General features: G+C 64.0%; 14 protein-coding genes. 8 read left to right on the top strand and 6 right to left on the bottom strand.

Annotation, left to right across the window (positions count from 1 at the left end; genetic code table 11):
- Positions 1–154 precede the first annotated feature (154 nt).
- Entirely contained in the window at positions 155–1,864 is a 1,710-nt protein-coding gene (locus tag J2Y55_RS15665; protein WP_310154908.1) for a type I secretion system permease/ATPase, read from the top strand.
- Positions 1,861–3,195 carry an HlyD family type I secretion periplasmic adaptor subunit gene (locus J2Y55_RS15660; RefSeq protein WP_310154905.1) on the top strand — a complete coding sequence of 445 codons (1,335 nt, stop codon included), beginning with the start codon at positions 1,861–1,863 and terminating at the stop codon, positions 3,193–3,195. The genes J2Y55_RS15665 and J2Y55_RS15660 overlap by 4 nt, the downstream gene beginning before the upstream one ends.
- A gap of 377 nt (positions 3,196–3,572) precedes the next feature.
- Here the strand turns inward: J2Y55_RS15660 and J2Y55_RS15655 are convergent, their stop codons facing one another.
- Positions 3,573–4,481 (bottom strand): LysR family transcriptional regulator, encoded by a 909-nt coding sequence (locus J2Y55_RS15655; RefSeq protein WP_310154903.1) that lies wholly within the window; start codon positions 4,479–4,481, stop codon positions 3,573–3,575.
- Between the two features lie 119 nt (positions 4,482–4,600).
- Between J2Y55_RS15655 and J2Y55_RS15650 the strand changes: the two genes are divergently transcribed.
- From J2Y55_RS15650 to J2Y55_RS15640, 3 genes are all read left to right on the top strand, one after another.
- A complete protein-coding gene (locus tag J2Y55_RS15650; protein WP_310154900.1) occupies positions 4,601–5,353 on the top strand; it encodes an SDR family NAD(P)-dependent oxidoreductase in 753 nt (250 codons plus the stop codon).
- 79 nt (positions 5,354–5,432) lie between these two features.
- Complete coding sequence (locus tag J2Y55_RS15645; RefSeq protein WP_310154898.1) at positions 5,433–5,882, top strand: nuclear transport factor 2 family protein; 450 nt, start codon at positions 5,433–5,435, stop codon at positions 5,880–5,882.
- A gap of 245 nt (positions 5,883–6,127) precedes the next feature.
- Complete coding sequence (locus J2Y55_RS15640) at positions 6,128–6,544, top strand: nuclear transport factor 2 family protein (RefSeq protein ID WP_310154896.1); 417 nt, start codon at positions 6,128–6,130, stop codon at positions 6,542–6,544.
- A gap of 56 nt (positions 6,545–6,600) precedes the next feature.
- Here J2Y55_RS15640 and J2Y55_RS15635 read toward each other — a convergent pair whose 3' ends face one another.
- Positions 6,601–7,536, bottom strand: a complete 936-nt coding sequence (locus J2Y55_RS15635) for a LysR family transcriptional regulator (protein ID WP_310154893.1) — start codon at positions 7,534–7,536, stop codon at positions 6,601–6,603.
- Positions 7,537–7,632: 96 nt separating this feature from the next.
- Between J2Y55_RS15635 and J2Y55_RS15630 the strand changes: the two genes are divergently transcribed.
- The 3 genes from J2Y55_RS15630 (at position 7,633) to J2Y55_RS15620 (ending at position 11,705) form a co-directional block, all read left to right on the top strand.
- The gene (locus tag J2Y55_RS15630; protein ID WP_310154889.1) at positions 7,633–8,775 is read left to right on the top strand and encodes a mandelate racemase/muconate lactonizing enzyme family protein; all 1,143 of its coding nucleotides are present in this window, start codon (positions 7,633–7,635) and stop codon (positions 8,773–8,775) included.
- A complete protein-coding gene (locus J2Y55_RS15625) occupies positions 8,760–9,794 on the top strand; it encodes a Bug family tripartite tricarboxylate transporter substrate binding protein (protein ID WP_310154886.1) in 1,035 nt (344 codons plus the stop codon). The genes J2Y55_RS15630 and J2Y55_RS15625 overlap by 16 nt, the downstream gene beginning before the upstream one ends.
- Positions 9,795–10,025: 231 nt before the next feature.
- Positions 10,026–11,705, top strand: coding sequence for a tannase/feruloyl esterase family alpha/beta hydrolase (locus J2Y55_RS15620; RefSeq protein ID WP_310154883.1), 1,680 nt, complete (start codon positions 10,026–10,028; stop codon positions 11,703–11,705).
- 154 nt (positions 11,706–11,859) lie between these two features.
- Here the strand turns inward: J2Y55_RS15620 and J2Y55_RS30195 are convergent, their stop codons facing one another.
- From J2Y55_RS30195 to J2Y55_RS15600, 4 genes are all read right to left on the bottom strand, one after another.
- Complete coding sequence (locus tag J2Y55_RS30195; protein ID WP_310154880.1) at positions 11,860–13,794, bottom strand: PAS domain S-box protein; 1,935 nt, start codon at positions 13,792–13,794, stop codon at positions 11,860–11,862.
- A 433-nt stretch (positions 13,795–14,227) separates the two neighbouring features.
- Entirely contained in the window at positions 14,228–14,653 is a 426-nt protein-coding gene (locus J2Y55_RS15610) for a DUF1236 domain-containing protein (RefSeq protein WP_310154875.1), read from the bottom strand.
- A gap of 188 nt (positions 14,654–14,841) precedes the next feature.
- Positions 14,842–15,021, bottom strand: coding sequence for a hypothetical protein (locus tag J2Y55_RS15605; RefSeq protein ID WP_310154872.1), 180 nt, complete (start codon positions 15,019–15,021; stop codon positions 14,842–14,844).
- 157 nt (positions 15,022–15,178) lie between these two features.
- Positions 15,179–15,622, bottom strand: a complete 444-nt coding sequence (locus J2Y55_RS15600) for a MarR family winged helix-turn-helix transcriptional regulator (RefSeq protein ID WP_310155329.1) — start codon at positions 15,620–15,622, stop codon at positions 15,179–15,181.
- Positions 15,623–15,634: the final 12 nt, after the last annotated feature.

The raw sequence follows: 15,634 nt of genomic DNA, 5'->3' as shown, positions 1-15,634 counted from the left end.
CGTGCCCCGAAGTCGTCCCTGCCCGAAGTCGCCCCACCGGAATTCGCGACCTTTGCCGTTCGTCGTCGCGGCGCAGGCGATCCCGACGCGGTTTCGGAAGCCGAAAATCGCCGAAAGGTGCCTGATGAGGCAGCGCGAGCATCTAGCCGGAGTGATGTCGGGTGTCAGATCCGAGCTGGAATCGATCGGTTCCTGGCTCCTCTGGGTCGCGATCTTCTCCGCATTCATCAGTGTTCTCTACCTCGCCGGCACGCTTTACATGCTTCAGGTATACGACCGGGTTCTGACCAGCCGCTCGCTTCCGACCCTGCTGGCGCTCTCCGCGATCGCTTTCGCGGCTTATCTTTTCCAGGGCATCATCGACGCCGTAAGGGCACGCATGCTCGCACGCATCGGAGCGCGTTTCGAGCAGATGCTGTCGCCCCGTGCTTATGCGATGGCAGTAGAATTGCCGGTCCGTGGATCGCCCGATCAGCAGGGCGTGGCGCCGATCCGCGATCTGGACCAGGTGCGCAGCTTCCTGGCGGGGCTAGGCCCTGCCGCATTGTTCGACCTGCCCTTCGCGCCGCTCTTCATCATCGTGGCGTTTCTGCTTCATCCCTGGCTCGGCTGGTTTGCTCTGCTGGGCGCTGTCCTCGTCGTCGCCGTGGCCGCCTGCACCGAAATGCAGAGCCGTGCGCCAGCGCGGGCTTTCTCTGCGATCTCGCTCGAGCGCCAGGCACTTCTCGACGCCACGCGCCGCAATGCCGAAGTCATCTGCGCGCTGGGCATGCGGCAGGCATTCGCCGGGCGCTACCGCGAGATCAACAACAGGCTCGCCGGCCAGGCGCTGCGCATGAGCGATGTCGTCAGCGCGACCGGAGCGCTCGCCAAGACCCTGCGCCTCGTCCTGCAATCGGGAGCCATCGGGCTCGGCGCCTATCTCGCGATCACCGGAGCGATCTCGGGAGGTGCGATCATTGCCGCGTCGATCCTCACCGCACGTGCGCTTGCGCCGATCGAGGCCGCCATCCTGCATTGGAAAGGCTTCATTGCAGCCAGGCAGGCTCTCGGGCGTCTCGATCGCGACCTCGCGGCACATCCGACTGGCGAGCGCGAATTCGCCCTGCCTGCTCCGGAGGCGCGCCTCGAGGTCGAGAATCTCGTCGTCGCCCCTCCCCGCGCGTCCCTGCCTGTCCTCAAGGGCGTCTCGTTACAGCTATCCGCAGGCGACGCGCTCGGGATCATCGGCCCCACCGGCTCAGGAAAATCGACACTCGCCCGTGCCTTGGTCGGGGTGTGGCCCGCTGCCATGGGGAAACTGCGCCTCGACGGCGCGGACCTCGCGCAATGGGGGAACGAGCTTGGCCGGCATGTCGGCTATCTGCCGCAGGACATCGAGCTTTTCGAAGGCACAGTGGCCCAGAACATTGCGCGCTTCCGGAACGTCACCGACTCTGCGGCGATCATTGCTGCCGCGAGAGCCGCGGCCGCCCATGACCTGATCCTGGGCCTGCCTCATGGCTACCAGACGCAGATCGGTCCATCCGGCGTCCTGCTGTCTGGTGGGCAGCGCCAGCGGATCGCCCTGGCGCGCGCGCTCTTCGGCGATCCCTTCCTGATCGTGCTCGACGAGCCCAATGGCAATCTCGATCGCGAGGGCGACGAGGCCCTGTCGAAAGCGATCGCATCGGTAAGGTCGAGAGGCGGCATCGTCGTGATCATCACGCACAGGCCTTCGGGTCTCGCTTCCGTCAATCTCGTCGCCCTGCTCGATGGCGGGCGGATCACCATGCTGGGTGCGCGCGACGAGATCATTCGCGCACTGACGCGGCCGGCCTCGCCCCCCGCACCGGCGGGCCATGTCCGGCCGACCTTCGCATGAAGGCTCTTCGTCCTGCCCAGCCGACCGCCGGGGATGGCCCCGACTATCTGCAGGCGCTGCGTCGGCAGCGGCGCGTCGCGCTGGCAGCCATGCTGGTCTTTGGGGGCAGCCTGGCTGCGTGGGGCTGGAGCGCGAGCCTTCAGGGCGCAGTCGTGTCGAGCGGCCAGCTCGTCGTGGCCGACGAGGTGAAGAAGATCCAGCACCAGACCGGGGGCACGGTCGTGGCGCTTCCCGTGAAGGAAGGGCAATCGGTGAAAGCAGGCGATGTCCTGCTGCGGCTCGACGAGACGGTAACAAGAACCACGCACCAGATTCTCTCTCGTCAGCTGGACGAGTTCTCCGTCAAGTCATCCAGGCTGGTTGCCGAGCGGGAGGGGCGGAAGGAGCCCGACTTCGCGGCTGCAATCCTTGGTCGGGCGGCTTTGCCGGACATCGCGGAACTGATCGCAGCGGAGCGGAGGCTCTTCGAAGTCCGCCGCACATCGCGAGAGGGCCTGCGCTCCCAATTGCGCAAGCGCATCGTCCAGCTCAACGAGGAAATTCGTGGAACGAGGGCTCAGCAGGTCGCGAAGGACCGTGAGGCAAGGATCATCGCCGTCGAGCTTGCCGGCGTCGAAACGCTGTACAGGAAGAATCTGGTGCAGCTGACGCGCCTGAGCGAATTGCAGCGTGGCCAGGCGGCAATCGAGGGCCAGATCGGCCAGCTGATCGCCAGCATCGCGCAGGCGGAAGGCAAGATTGCCGAGACCTCGCTGCAGATCATGCAGATCGACGACGATCTGCGCGCGGAGGTTTCGAAGGAGCTCACCGAAGTCAAGGCGCGCGAGAGCGAGGCGATGGAGCGGCGTGCGGCTATTGACGCGCAGCTCCGGCAGATCGACCTGCGTGCTCCGGTGAGCGGCGTCGTGCATCAACTCGCCATGCATACGATCGGCGGCGTCCTGCAGCCGGGAGAAGTGGCGATGCTGATCGTGCCAGGCGACGTCGACCTCGTCGTCGAGAGCAGGGTCGCGCCGACGGACGTCGATCAGCTCGCGGTCGGGCACAGCGCACGTGTGAAAATCCTCGCCGGAAATCGCGCCAGCGTTCCCGAGATCACCGGTCGCCTCTCGCAGGTCGGCGCCGATATCCGGCGCGACGAGCGCACCAACCTCTCATACTACGCCGCGCGAATCGTTCTGGAGCCGGCAGAGATCGCCCGCCTCGCGCCGCTCAGGCTCGTTCCCGGCATGCAGGCCGAGGTCTTCATCGAAACGGAGGCCCGCCGACCGATCGATTTTCTCCTCAAGCCGATCAGCGATCATTTCCGACGGGCCTTGACCGAGCGCTAGCGCATTTTCGAGCGAAGTGGACGCCGGTTCGCGCGAATAAAATGCGATAAAACAAATAGTTAAAGCATTTCCGCGATTCGGAGAAACGCGGAAATGCTCTAGAAAGCGGAGATTTGCGTCTCGGCTGTCGCAGCGGCGAGCGGCGCAATCCGGCTGTGGCCGGCTTCTTCACCGAGCTTCAATCCGTGGCGGCGGCGATGAACAGCCAGGCCGCTCCTGCGACAGGTTGAGGCTTAGGCGACGCAGGTGAAGACGCGGCCTGCTGTCGTCTCGATTGCGCCATTAACGGGCTCTGGCCTCTTGCCCGAAGGCGGACCCAGCCAAGCCGGGTCGTATGCTTGACGGTGTTTGCGCGGCAGTGCCACGGAAGGCGAGCCTCAGCTCGCTGGCTTCGCAGCCGCCTCTTTCTGAAATCCGATGGCGAGGTGGTCGATCAACGCCCGAACCGCAGGTGGCAGACCACGCCGGGTTGTGAAGACCAGATGCACGATGCCTTCGAGACCATGCCAGGCGGGCAATACTTGGACCAGGCGCCCATCGGAAAGCGCGTCACGGCAAACATGATCCGGCAGGATCGCGACACCCAACCCGTCGATCGCAGCACGGCGAACGGCCATCATATCGGCGCAACCCATCCTCGGCACGATACGCACGGAACGGCTGCGCCCGTCTTTTGCCTCCAGATGCCATTCGAGATCGTCCGCGTCATCGCTGGTCGAGAGGGTCGGCAGTGCCGTCAACTGCTCCACATCTGCGACCTTGCTCGCAAGCCTTGGAGCGGCAACGAGAATGCGCATTGACAGCCCGAGCGTGCGCATCGTCAAAGCAGCGTCGCTCGTCAGCGCCGCCCGGACCCGCAGCGCGAGATCGATGCGCTCGGCGATCAAATCGACCGGCCGGTCGGTCGCCACGAGTTGCAGCCGCACCTTGGGAAATTTGGCTAGGAACGACGATATCAGGCTCGATATCGGCTCCACCATGCCGGTGGGACAACTGAAGCGGATGCGGCCGTGCGGTTCCGCCTGGGCTTGCATCACGAGTGCCTCGGCCTGTTCCGCCTCCGCCATGATCGCCCGGCACCGGTCGTAAAACGCCAGGCCGGTATCGGTCACGCGAAAGCGCCGGCTTGAGCGCTCGATGAGGCGTAGTCCGAGCCGATCTTCCAGCGCGGCGACGCGCCGGCTGAGCTTTGACTTGGGCTCGCGCAGCGCCCGGCCGGCCGGCGCAAACCCACCATGGGCCACGACCTCGGCGAAGTAGGCATAGTCGTTGAGATCGATCTTCATCATCGTCCCTTGCATGGAACGATGAGTGCCGCAATTGGCGACTACACGCATTATCGTTCTTGCATCATCTCTGAAGCACAGCGGCGCGTCGCCGCGAACACGCTTTCAGGAGATTGACCATGACGAGTAAGTTCTCAAGCAAGGTTGTGGTCGTTACGGGTGGGACCAGCGGCATCGGCCTTTCGACCGCCAAGGCATTCGCTGCCGAAGGCGCGTCGGTGTTCATCACAGGCCGCCGGCAGGATGCTCTCGATGCAGCGATCAAACAGATCGGCGGCAATGTCACTGGTGTCCGCGGGGACATGTCGAGCCTTTCCGACATTGATCGGCTCTATGATGCTATCCAGCAGAAACACGCCCAGATCGATGTGGTCTTCGCCAATGCCGGCGGCGGCGAAATGGCTCCTCTCGGCGCGATCACGGAGGAGCACTATCAGCGCACTTTCGACACCAATGTGAAGGGCGTGCTCTTTACCGTCCAGAAAGCCCTGCCACTGCTGAGGGATGGGGCGTCGGTTATTCTGACAAGCTCGACCACAAGCATTTCCGGCACGCCGGCCTTCAGCGTCTACTCCGCCACAAAAGCCGCAGTGCGCAACTTTGCCCGAAACTGGATTCTGGACCTCAAGGGCCGGCGCATCCGCGTCAACGCGATCAGTCCCGGCGTGACCGAGACGGCGGGACTCAATGAGCTCTTCGGCGGCGGCGAGCAGGCGCAGAGCACGAAGGACTATCTCGCCAGCTTGATCCCTGCGGGACGAGTCGGTCAGCCCGAGGAAATCGCCAAGGCCGTTCTGTTCCTTGCCTCCGATGACGCAAGCTTCGTCAACGGTATCGAGCTCTTCGTCGATGGCGGCCAGGCGCAAATCTGAGTTGCTCGCCCCAATCGGGCAACCGCACCTGGCGCTAGCCCTCTCCCCCTCAAACTCGATCGAACAGGCTCATCCAGTCATGCCGACCAATGAAGAAACCATCCGGACGCTGTATGCCGTGGCCGAGGCTTCGTCCAAGGACACGGACAAGTTCGTCTCTCTATTCGCCGATGACGGCTATTTCTACGATGTGCCAGGCGGCCGCAAATACTATGGCAAGGACATCGGCATGCCTGTCGATGCGATGGTGGCGGCGTTCCCCGACATGCATCGCGAGCTCTACAAATTTTACGTCAAGGACGATGTGGTCATCGTCGAGCTGGCTCTGCAAGGAACGCACAAGGGCGACTTTCATATAGCTGGCGGGGTTCTGGCGCCGACCGGCAAGACAATGGATGCGCCCTGCTGCGACGTGTTCCACCTGAGGGAGGGCAAGGTCACCTCCTTCCACTGCTACAATCTTCCATCGGTCGTCCTTCAGCAGCTCGGCGTCCTAGAAAACCTGGCTGCTGCGCTGAAGCTCGGATGACCCACCTCCAACCGCACGTCCGAGAGCAAGGCGTCTCGGACTTACGGTTTGACGATCGAAATCTCGTCGAGACAATCATTCGTCATTCCTTCCAGGGGAGTGACGGACTGCTTGGGTATTCTCATGGCGGGCGGCATTCGCAGCAACTGAGTTCTTCGTCGACGGCGGCCAAGCTCGGATCTGAATCAATCACGCGCCTCCGGCGCAATCCAGGCCAGCGGTTCAGGCCATAAGGGAGGTATTTCATGATACAGACGAACGAATCCGCAGAACGTATCCGCGAGTTGCTTGAAAGGAACCTTCAGGAGATCTTCGGCGAAGGCGACAACGAGCGCCGTCGCGCGGCGATCAGCGAACTCTGGGCAAAAGACGGAATTCTTTACGTGCCGCCGGGTGCGATCGTCGGGCACGATGCGATCGGCGAGTTTGCCGGCGATCTGCGGGCGACGCATCCAGATTATGTCTATACACCGATTGGCAAGCCACAGGTTCTTCATAACGCCGGCCGCTTGGCCTGGGGCTCCGGCCCGCGCGGTGCGACGCCTGAGTACACCGGCTGGGACGTCATCACCGTCCGCGATGGCAGGATCACGGCGCTTTATGTCTTCCTCGACGAGGCCTCCGAAGAATTTCGCCGGACAACCGGCGAGGTTTCGCAATGACCTCGACGGCCCAATGCGCCCGCCATCGTGCGAACGCTACCTCGTCTGGTTCAGGCTCAGGCCAGCAGCGCCGGCGTCGAGAAGCCGCTGTCTGTCGCAGCCAGCTCGGCCACGATCTCTCGCAGTGCTGCGCAGAATTCCAGCGATGAAGCGCTCTGCGCCGCTCCGACGGGAAGCGCGAGCCGTCCGACAATCGTCTCCGTGGGGAAGAACGGGACGAAAGCCAGCTTGTCGGAGCCCGACCGCCCCAGGACGCCAAGCTTGTCAATCAAGGCGATGCCTGCGCCAGCCTCGACGAGCACGCAGGCGATGTTCGATTGTGAGACCTCGACGGCGGGCCGCAGCTGGAGGTCGGCTCGCTCGAAGATTCGGTGGGCAAGCGCTCCGAGCGGCAACACCCGGTCGAGGCAGATGATCGGCTGCGGCGACAGATCGTCGATCGTGAGGTACGGCTTCTGCGCCAAAGCATGGCCGCTCGGCAGGACGCAGCCAAAGCGCGAAGTGCAGAGATCCTCCAGGAGGATTCCCGAAACCGCCGCCGCGTCGATGAGCAGTCCGAGTTCGCTCTTGAAGCTGGCCACACGTTGGGCAACGTCACGCGCCGTGAGGATCTCGACGACGAACTCGACGCCGGGCTTCCTGCTTCGGAGACGCGAAATGGCATAAGGCAGGATGGAGTTCGCGAATGCGGCAATCGTGGCAATCCTCAGTGCGCCTGTTCGACCCTCCCTGAGATCGCGGGCGCGCCGGGAAACGGTCTCGATGGAAGACACCGCCTGCACGACATCTGCGTAGAGAAGTTCCGTCTCCCGCGTCGGATGCAGTCGTTGCTTTTCGCGCCGGAACAGGACGATGCCGATGTGCTCCTCGATCTGTTGCAGCGTACGGCTCACGGCCGGCTGCGACACGTTCAGCGCCGCGGCCGCTGCAGTGACGCTGCCTTTCTCGATCACGGCACGAAGCACCGAGAGTTCACGGGAGTCGAATGTCATAATCCACGGACATTAAGTCAGGCGATCTTTGTATTGGCGAGCATGAACCCTTCGGCGTCAAGATCGTTCCCGATCGTTCGCGTGAGTGGGAAGCCGATGAGAGTCACCGAGATCCGCGGCCATCATGTCGGCTTCGCTCCAGCGCCGGCGATCGGCAACGCCCGGACCATGATCCGTCGCCGCGATTTCCTTCTGCTGGAAGTCGTCACGGACACCGGCAAAAGTGGCTGGGGCGAGGTGTTTTCGTCTCCGGACGCGGCCGCCGCTCTCATTCGCTCGCGTTATGCGCAGATCGTCATCGGAGAAGCGCCGGCGCGCTACCGCGCACTTTGGGAGAATATGGTCGCCAACCTGGGCTATGATCGCCGAGGGCCTGCCATGATGGCGATCTCCGCGCTCGATATGGCTCTCTGCGACCTCGCTGCGCAAGAACGCGGCGTCAGCGTCGCCGCCATGTTGGGCGGCGGGCTTCGCAGCGAGGTCTTCGCCTATGGCAGCGGCCCTTTCATCACGGAAGGGAACGACCCATACGGACATTACACGGACGAGATCGAACGGGCTCTGAAGGAAGGCTATCGCGCCTTGAAGCCCCGCGCGGGCGTCTCTCCGCGAGCTGACGGAGCGATGCTGGCGCAAGTTCGCAAGCTGGTCGGCCCGGAGATCGGGCTCATGGTCGACATCAACCAGGCCTATACGGCTCGCGCCGCCATCGCCTCGGCTCGCCGGATGGAAGCGTCCGACTTGCTCTGGATCGAGGAGCCGGTGGGACCGGAAGACATCGCGGGCTATGCCGAGGTCGCCAAGGCGGTTTCCACTGCGGTGGCCGGGGGAGAAGCGCTCGCCAGCGCGGGGGCATTTCGCGAGGTCCTGCTGGCGGGCTCGATGTCCGTTCTCCAGCCCGATCTCACGGTCTGTGGCGGCTATACCGGGTTCCTGCGGATCGCAGCCTTGGCGGCGGCCTTCGAACTACCGATCATGCCTCATGTGTTCGGTACGATCGTCAATCATCAGGCGGCGCTGCAGGTCGCCAGCCTGCTTCCGGCGCGGCGGGGTGGTGGTCCGGCGCCCTACCCTTATGTCGAGGTCGACATCTCCGGAAACCCTCTTCTCTCGCTCCAGGGCGCGGTCGGGCCCACGGCGACTGGCACGCTTGAAATTCCTGACCGTCCGGGAACGGGGCTCGACCTCGATGCGGCGCGTCTGGAGCCATGGCGAAGCGAAACATGGACCTGCCGCTAACCGACAGCGGCAGCAGCTCCATCAAAAAAGAGAAATGGGAGGAGAGAATGCTCATGAGGAGGCGGACCTTCATGCTGTCCCTTGTCGCCGTCGCTGCGACAAGAGGGGCAAGCGCCGCGGTGTGGCCTGAGCGCGCATCGACTTTCGTGGTGCCGTTCCCCGCGGGCGGCAGCACCGACGTTGTGGCGCGACTATTCGCTGAACGCTTTGCCGAGCGCCTGCGCCAAGGCTTTGTGGTCGAGAACCGGCCCGGCGCGAACGGCAACATCGCCGCCGCGGCGGTCGCGAAGGCAGAGCCCGATGGCTACACCATCCTTGTGTCCGGCAACGGCCAGAACGCCATGAACCACTCGCTCTATGCCCGGATGCCCTACGACTCGACCAAGGACTTCGAACACATCTGCCTGCTGGCCCTGACACCAAACGTCATCATCGTCCCGGCAAATTCGCCGATACGAACGCTGGAGGAACTCATCGCCGGAGCTCGCCGATCTGGCGGCGATCTCTCCTTCGCAAGCCCGGGGACCGGGTCATCGGGGCACCTCTCCTTGGCGATGCTCGAGGGCGCCGCGAAGATCAAGGCGCGGCATGTCCCTTATCGCGGAGCAGCTCCGCTCGTCACCGATGTTCTGGGCGGGCACGTTTCCGTAGGCATCGTCAACGCTGATATCCCGCTTCCACATATCCAGGGCGGAAAAATCCGTGCGCTTGCCTTAACGAGTTCCAGCCGCACCCCCCTCTACCCCGATGTCCCGACTGTTGCCGAGAGTGGTTTCCCGGGGTTTGAAGCGCAAGGCTGGTTCGGGCTGTCGGCGCCCGCCAAGACGCCGCGCTCGATCGTAGAAACGTTGAACAAGCTCGCCAACGAGGTCCTCAAGGAGGACAAAATCAAGCAGCGCTTTGCGGCAGGCGGCTATGTGGCCGGCGGCGGCAGCCCGGAGGATTACGCGCAGTTCATCGGGCGGGAGATCACCAAATGGGCCGCGGTCGTGAAAGAGAACGGGATCTCGATCGAGTGAGCCGGCAGCCCGGGTCGAGAGGTGCGAGATCCGAGTGGGATTGGAGACGTGGACGCTGCTGCCGGCCCTGCACAAGGTGGCCGAACGTCGTGCCGGGCCATCTACTCAGATAAGCGCTCGGCGGAGCCTTGCCCCCCGACGTGCCAGCGTGCTTGACACCATCGGTCGGCTTCGCACCCGGCCACACACTCGCTAGCAGGGAGGTATACCATGTTGCGATATCATAGGCTTATGCGCCACGCTGCCGTCTTCGTGGCGTTGATCGCAGGGTTGTCCTCGACAGCTCGGGCCGACCAGGTCGCCCAGGCGCCGGCAGCCGAGACGAAGCCGATCGCCTGCGACGAACTTGCCGGGCTTTCCATCCCGGCAAGCGTGACGCCGTTGCCAACGAGCGGGGCCAAGGTCACGTCTGTGGCGGCGCAGCCGGCCTCCGGCACAGGCGCCAAGGCGGTCGGCGCATTCTGCCGCGTTCTGCTGGAGATTGCCTCCCTCGACCCGAAGGCGCCGCCGATCAAGGTCGAGGTCAATCTTCCGGAGCATTGGAACGGCAAGGCGCTGATGTATGGCGGAGGTGGCTATAACGGCGTGATCCTCAGCACGAGCGGAACCCTACGGTTGCAGCCGCCCGACATGCCGATCCCGCTCGCGCGTGGCTTTGTCACCTTCGGCGGCGATTCCGGACATGAGGGCGCCAACCGCGGCGATTTCGCCTTGAACGATGAGGCGCTGGGAAACTACGCGTTCGACGCCGTCAAGAAGACGCGAGACGTGGCCGCGCACTTGATCAAGCTTCGTTACGGGCGGCCGCAAGAGAAGCTTTACTTCCATGGCAGCTCCAACGGAGGCAAGGAGGCGCTGGGCCTCATCCAGCGATATCCCGATGACCTCGACGGCGCCATGGTGTTTTGGCCGGCGACGCATATTGGCACGGCCCATCTCCAGTTCGGCCGCATCGCGCGCGCCTTCGCTGCGCCTGGCGCCTATCTGTCGATGCCCCAGCGCAAGCTCGTCCTGGACGCCGCGTTGGAGAGTTGCGACGAACTGGATGGCATCCGGGATGGCGTGATCTCGAATGCCCGCGCATGCCAACAGACCTTCGACCCCGACAAGGCCACAGTCGCCGGCAGACCGTTGCGCTGTCTGGCAGATGCCGTCGACCGCGATAGTTGCCTCTCGGACATCCAGATTGCTGCCCTCAAAGTCATGGGCTCCCCCTTGAAGCTCGACGCAGCGCTCGCGAGTGGGGAAAAGGGCTATCCGGGATTTTATATCTGGGGCGTGGACCTTGGCTGGCGGGAAACCGACGACCTCGCCAAGGGCGTCCTGGCGCAGGGGCTCGGCAAGGTTGCCCCCGCTTATCCCGCCGCTCCTGGCACGCCGTTCCTTCATGCTTTCGCCGACCAGTACGCGCGCTTTTTCGTCACGCGAAACCCGCAGGGAAGCTGGCAGAATATCGACCCTGAAAAACCGGGCGAGTGGCAGGATCGCCTGAGCATGCTCGCCGGATTGCTCGACATGAGCAGCACAAATCTCTCCAGCTTCCAAAAGCGCGGCGGCAAGATCATCTTGATGCATGGTCTCGCCGACCAGATCGTGCCGCCTCAAGCGTCGGTCGAATATTACGAGCGCGTCGTCGCCACCATGGGCCGTGAGGCCGTCTCCCAGTTCTTGCGGTTCTACGAGTTGCCCGGCACGGCCCATAGCGGCTTCGGAATCACCTTCAATCCGAGCTGGGACGCTCTCGGCGCACTGGATGCGTGGTCCGCTGGCGGCACCCCGCCGACCTCTCCAGTCGTGACGGACACGCATTTCAAGCCGGGCCGGACCCGCCCCCTCTGCGAGTATCCGGGCTACCCCCGATATCGGGGCGGCGACGCCGACCAAGCGACGAGCTTTGCCTGCGAGAGGTAAAGGGGGCGCGCAACCCGCTGCGAAAGAAGGTGCGCTCAGAGCGGAGCTTCGACCGCCCTTGCAGCGCAGCCACCTCGACCTCGTCGAGACGGCCCGGCGGGGCTCGCTTCACGCGACGTTCCTCGGCTCAAGCGCGGCCGCCGAAGTCGCGCCCCTAACGCCGCGGCTGACCCGCGTTCGAATCCGCGATGGCCCTTTCAAGGTCCTTTTGCCAGAACGGCTTTGACAGGCGCTTGACATGTGCCGGCAGACTGTCCGGCAACTCGGCATATCCGGTCGCGAGAATGATGGGGATGCCGGGCCACCGGTCGTTCAACTCGGTGATCAACTGGCTCCCCGTCATGTGCGGCATCGCCTGGTCGGTGATGACGAGATCGAAGGCCGCGTCCTCGCCCATCATCCTGAGCGCCTCGCGCCCGGAACCGGCCTCGACGACCTCATGCCCCAGATCCTCTAGCAGCGCGACCGTGTTCATGAGGACCAAGGCATCATCGTCCACCGCCAGGACCCTGATCGACGGGGTCGTTTTGGCAGGCTCGGCATTCGCTTCCGGAGCATCTGAAAGCGACCCTGACAACGGCTGGCTGACCGGGAGCCACAGCGCGGCGGTGGTACCCTCGCCGACCCGGCTCTCGAGCTCGAGGCGACCGCCCAGCTGCGCCGCCGTGCCCATTACCATAGGCAGGCCGAGACCCGTCCCCTTCCCGATGCCCTTGGTAGTGAAGAAAGGCTCCGAGGCCCTCGCGAGGGTTTCCTGATCCATTCCCGCGCCGGTGTCAGTAACGGCCAAGCGGACATATTCGCCGGGCTGCAGCGAACCGGCGCTCCCTGCGGGAACCGTCTCGTTCTTAGCCGAGATCGTGATCTTGCCGCCCTCGGGCATGGCATCGCGTGCATTCACGGCAAGGTTCAGAACGGCGAGCTCTATCTGGTTGGGATCGGCTGCGACCGGCTTGAGACTTGTCGGAAAGGACGTCTCCAGTTCGATCGAGGTCCCGAGAGAGCGGCTCAGAAGATCGGTCATGCCGGCGACGAGCTCGTAGACGTTCACCGAGCTGACCTGGAGATCCTGCTTCCTGGCGAAGGCGAGGAGGCGCTGGGTCAGCGTTATCCCACGGGTGGCCCCCTTCAGGGCGTTCTCGATCAGCCCCAGTTGCCTTTCGTCCGTCACCTGCTTGCGCAGCAGTTCCAGGCTGCCGACGACGGCATTCAGCAGGTTGTTGAAGTCGTGGGCGACGCCGCCGGTCAGCTGGCCGAGGGCGTCCATCTTCTGGGACTGGTAGAGGGCCTCGCGTGCGGCCTCCAGGGCCTGTTCGGCCTGGCGTCGCTCCGTCATGTCGCGGGTGATCTTGGCGAAGCCGATGATGTTGTGCTGATCGTCGCGGATTGGATCGATCGCGACGCTGGCCCAGAAGCGCTCGCCGTTCTTGCGAACCCGCCACCCTTCCGTCTGGTAGTTCCCTGCGGAGCGCGCTACCGCCAGCGCCCGCTCCCAGACCTTGGCCTCGCGCTCCTCCTGCGTGTAGAAGACGGAGAAATGCCGGCCGATGATCTCGTCGGGCCGATATCCCTTGATGCGCTCCGCGCCCGCATTCCAGTTGGTGACGGTGCCTTGCTCATCGAGCATGTAGATGGCGTAGTCGGTCACGCCCTGAACGAGGAGCCGGAAGGACTGCTCGCTGCGCCGCAGGGCCTCGTCCTGCTTCCTGCGCTCGGTCAGGTCGCGCGTGATCTTTGCGAAGCCCAGGGCGCGTCCGCTCACGGGATGGACGATAGGGTCGATGATGACATGGGCCCAGAAGCGGGTCCCGTCCTTCCGGACGCGCCAGCCCTCGTTCTCGAACCGCCCTTCGCTCTGTGCGATCTTGAGCGCCCTCGACGGCAATGCGGCCGCCTGATCCTCCGGCGTGTAGAAGCGCGAGAAGTGTTCCCCGATGATCTCGTGGTCCTCATAGCCCTTAAAACGCCGTGCTCCCGCGTTCCAGCTGACGATGTTGCCATCTGGGTCAAGCATGTAGATCGCGTAGTCCGTGACCGCCTCGATCAACAGGCGATAGCGATCTTGCGTCACGTCATCCTGCGAAGTCATACCGTCGAGCGCTCCAAATCCATTCCTGGGCAACTCAGGAGAACCCAAAGGCGCAGGAATGGTTCCAGTCGAGCGCAAGCTGCGTTGGCAGATGCGGCCATGAGCCGGGTGGGAAAGCGAATTCTACGGGTGGGAGCGGCGCGACGCACTGGCGCCCGAAAGCCGCAGGTAGGTGCATGCCCTCGCAGTCCTTCCCCGATTCGGCGCCATACGGATGCACCTGCTACCGGCCCAGATTGTGGTCATCGGGCATGCCCGGCTTCAGGCGGCCATGACAGGTGCCGTTCGTCGCAACAGTCGTTGCTTATCGCCACGGCGGCGAGCCTGGCTTGGCCATTGCAGACACTGATCCGATCCAGCCCATAGGCGACGTCCGCGGCGGCATGGAACCCGATCGAAAGAGCCCACCCCGACAGGGGTGGGCTCCTGTAGATCACTCGATGATCTGAACGATCCTGCGGGTCTTCGGCTCGACCAGAACGGTCTTGTCGTTGACCACGGTGTAGCGATATTCGGTCTTGCCGTAGCGAGTGGGAACCTCGCGATAGGTCACCGTTTCGGGCAAGGTGGCGCCGACGACAACCTTCTCGCGATACGCCACAGAGGGTACCTTCTGCTGCGTCACATAAGTGCGGAACTCGGTGCGCTGGTCGGCCGCAATGCCGCCGACGATCGCGCCCGCAGCAGCGCCGCCGACTGCACCCACGGCTGCTCCCGCAGGTCCGCCGACGATCGCGCCGCCGACAGCGCCTGTGGCCGCGCCGCTCGCGGCTCCACCGGCCGCGCCCGAGTTCGACTGCGCAAATGCCGTCGCGGGAACAACAGCGAGCGCGGCAACCAGAACAAGATTCCTGATCATGGTTCTTCTCCCTTTGATGTGCCCCCGCCGCAAATCTAAACGGCTGGCTTGATCGCCTGTTCCATGAATAACCGTTCATAATGAGCGGGTTAGCGTGTGCCCGCCTCCCACATCGGGCTGGGGCTCACGCGCAGCAGGTGAGCAAGCGGCCTGCTGTTCTCGTCTCGCTTGCGCCGCTCGAAAACGCTCTAACGGAGCTTGGCGATCGCGATGCCGTCGAGCTTGGCGCGGTCCTTGATGGATTCCTCGCTGCGGGTCATCGCTTTCGAAATCGCCTTGAGCGCCATGCCCTTCCTGGCGAGCAATTTCAGCTTCTCGAGTTCCTCATAGGTCCAGGGCTGGCGATGCCGTTCAAATCGGTCGGTCATGATCTGCTCCTGCCCTGCCGGAATATCTCCGGCATGCGCGCTCCTTATAGCAATGATGGCGACGGATTGGGCCGGACATATCGATGCGTGCCGAGCCCATCGCGGCGCTCAGTGCCATAGGCTGACACCGGCTCGACGCCGGTCAGCAGAGATTCGTTCATCGGGATAGCAGAACCAGATCGCAACGCAGACGGCCTGAGTCCGACAATTCGGCTTCGATCGCCGCGTGGTGCTCCTTCCAGATCGGCACGGCTTTGGTCAGCACGGCTCTGCCGGCCGCTGTCAGAGACAGCAGGCGGACCCGCCGGTCCGCTCCGTCATGGCTGGTCTCGACGAGTTCGCGGCGCTCCAGCGGCTTGAGGTTTGCGGTCAGCGTCGTCCGGTCCATCGCCAGCAGGCTGGCGACACTGCCAAGGCTTGGCGGCTTGGGACGGTTCAGCGACATCAGGAGCGAGAATTGGCCGCTGCTGATGCCGACAGGCTTCAGCGCCAGATCGAAGCGCCGTGCCAGCGCGCGGGCCGCCCGTTGTGCGTGAAGGCACAGGCAGGCATCGCGCACCAGGAGCGTCGTTTCAAAGGAAGGTTCGGTTTCAGCGTGCATCAGGTGGGTTGA

It is taken from the genome of Allobosea sp. BE125 (assembly GCF_031456075.1).
Classification (GTDB): domain Bacteria; phylum Pseudomonadota; class Alphaproteobacteria; order Rhizobiales; family Beijerinckiaceae; genus Allobosea.
Note: the sequence above shows the minus strand (reverse complement) of the source record. Positions and strands in the feature narration are given on the sequence as shown.

Bases quoted from the DNA above. Each gene is read 5' to 3' on its own strand.
- J2Y55_RS15665 (WP_310154908.1), top strand. From the start codon at position 155: ATGTCGGGTGTCAGATCCGAGCTGGAATCGATCGGTTCCTGGCTCCTC.
- J2Y55_RS15660 (WP_310154905.1), top strand. From the start codon at position 1,861: ATGAAGGCTCTTCGTCCTGCCCAGCCGACCGCCGGGGATGGCCCCGAC.
- J2Y55_RS15655 (WP_310154903.1), bottom strand. From the start codon at position 4,481: ATGAAGATCGATCTCAACGACTATGCCTACTTCGCCGAGGTCGTGGCC.
- J2Y55_RS15650 (WP_310154900.1), top strand. From the start codon at position 4,601: ATGACGAGTAAGTTCTCAAGCAAGGTTGTGGTCGTTACGGGTGGGACC.
- J2Y55_RS15645 (WP_310154898.1), top strand. From the start codon at position 5,433: ATGCCGACCAATGAAGAAACCATCCGGACGCTGTATGCCGTGGCCGAG.
- J2Y55_RS15640 (WP_310154896.1), top strand. From the start codon at position 6,128: ATGATACAGACGAACGAATCCGCAGAACGTATCCGCGAGTTGCTTGAA.
- J2Y55_RS15635 (WP_310154893.1), bottom strand. From the start codon at position 7,536: ATGACATTCGACTCCCGTGAACTCTCGGTGCTTCGTGCCGTGATCGAG.
- J2Y55_RS15630 (WP_310154889.1), top strand. From the start codon at position 7,633: ATGAGAGTCACCGAGATCCGCGGCCATCATGTCGGCTTCGCTCCAGCG.
- J2Y55_RS15625 (WP_310154886.1), top strand. From the start codon at position 8,760: ATGGACCTGCCGCTAACCGACAGCGGCAGCAGCTCCATCAAAAAAGAG.
- J2Y55_RS15620 (WP_310154883.1), top strand. From the start codon at position 10,026: ATGCGCCACGCTGCCGTCTTCGTGGCGTTGATCGCAGGGTTGTCCTCG.
- J2Y55_RS30195 (WP_310154880.1), bottom strand. From the start codon at position 13,794: ATGACTTCGCAGGATGACGTGACGCAAGATCGCTATCGCCTGTTGATC.
- J2Y55_RS15610 (WP_310154875.1), bottom strand. From the start codon at position 14,653: ATGATCAGGAATCTTGTTCTGGTTGCCGCGCTCGCTGTTGTTCCCGCG.
- J2Y55_RS15605 (WP_310154872.1), bottom strand. From the start codon at position 15,021: ATGACCGACCGATTTGAACGGCATCGCCAGCCCTGGACCTATGAGGAA.
- J2Y55_RS15600 (WP_310155329.1), bottom strand. From the start codon at position 15,622: ATGCACGCTGAAACCGAACCTTCCTTTGAAACGACGCTCCTGGTGCGC.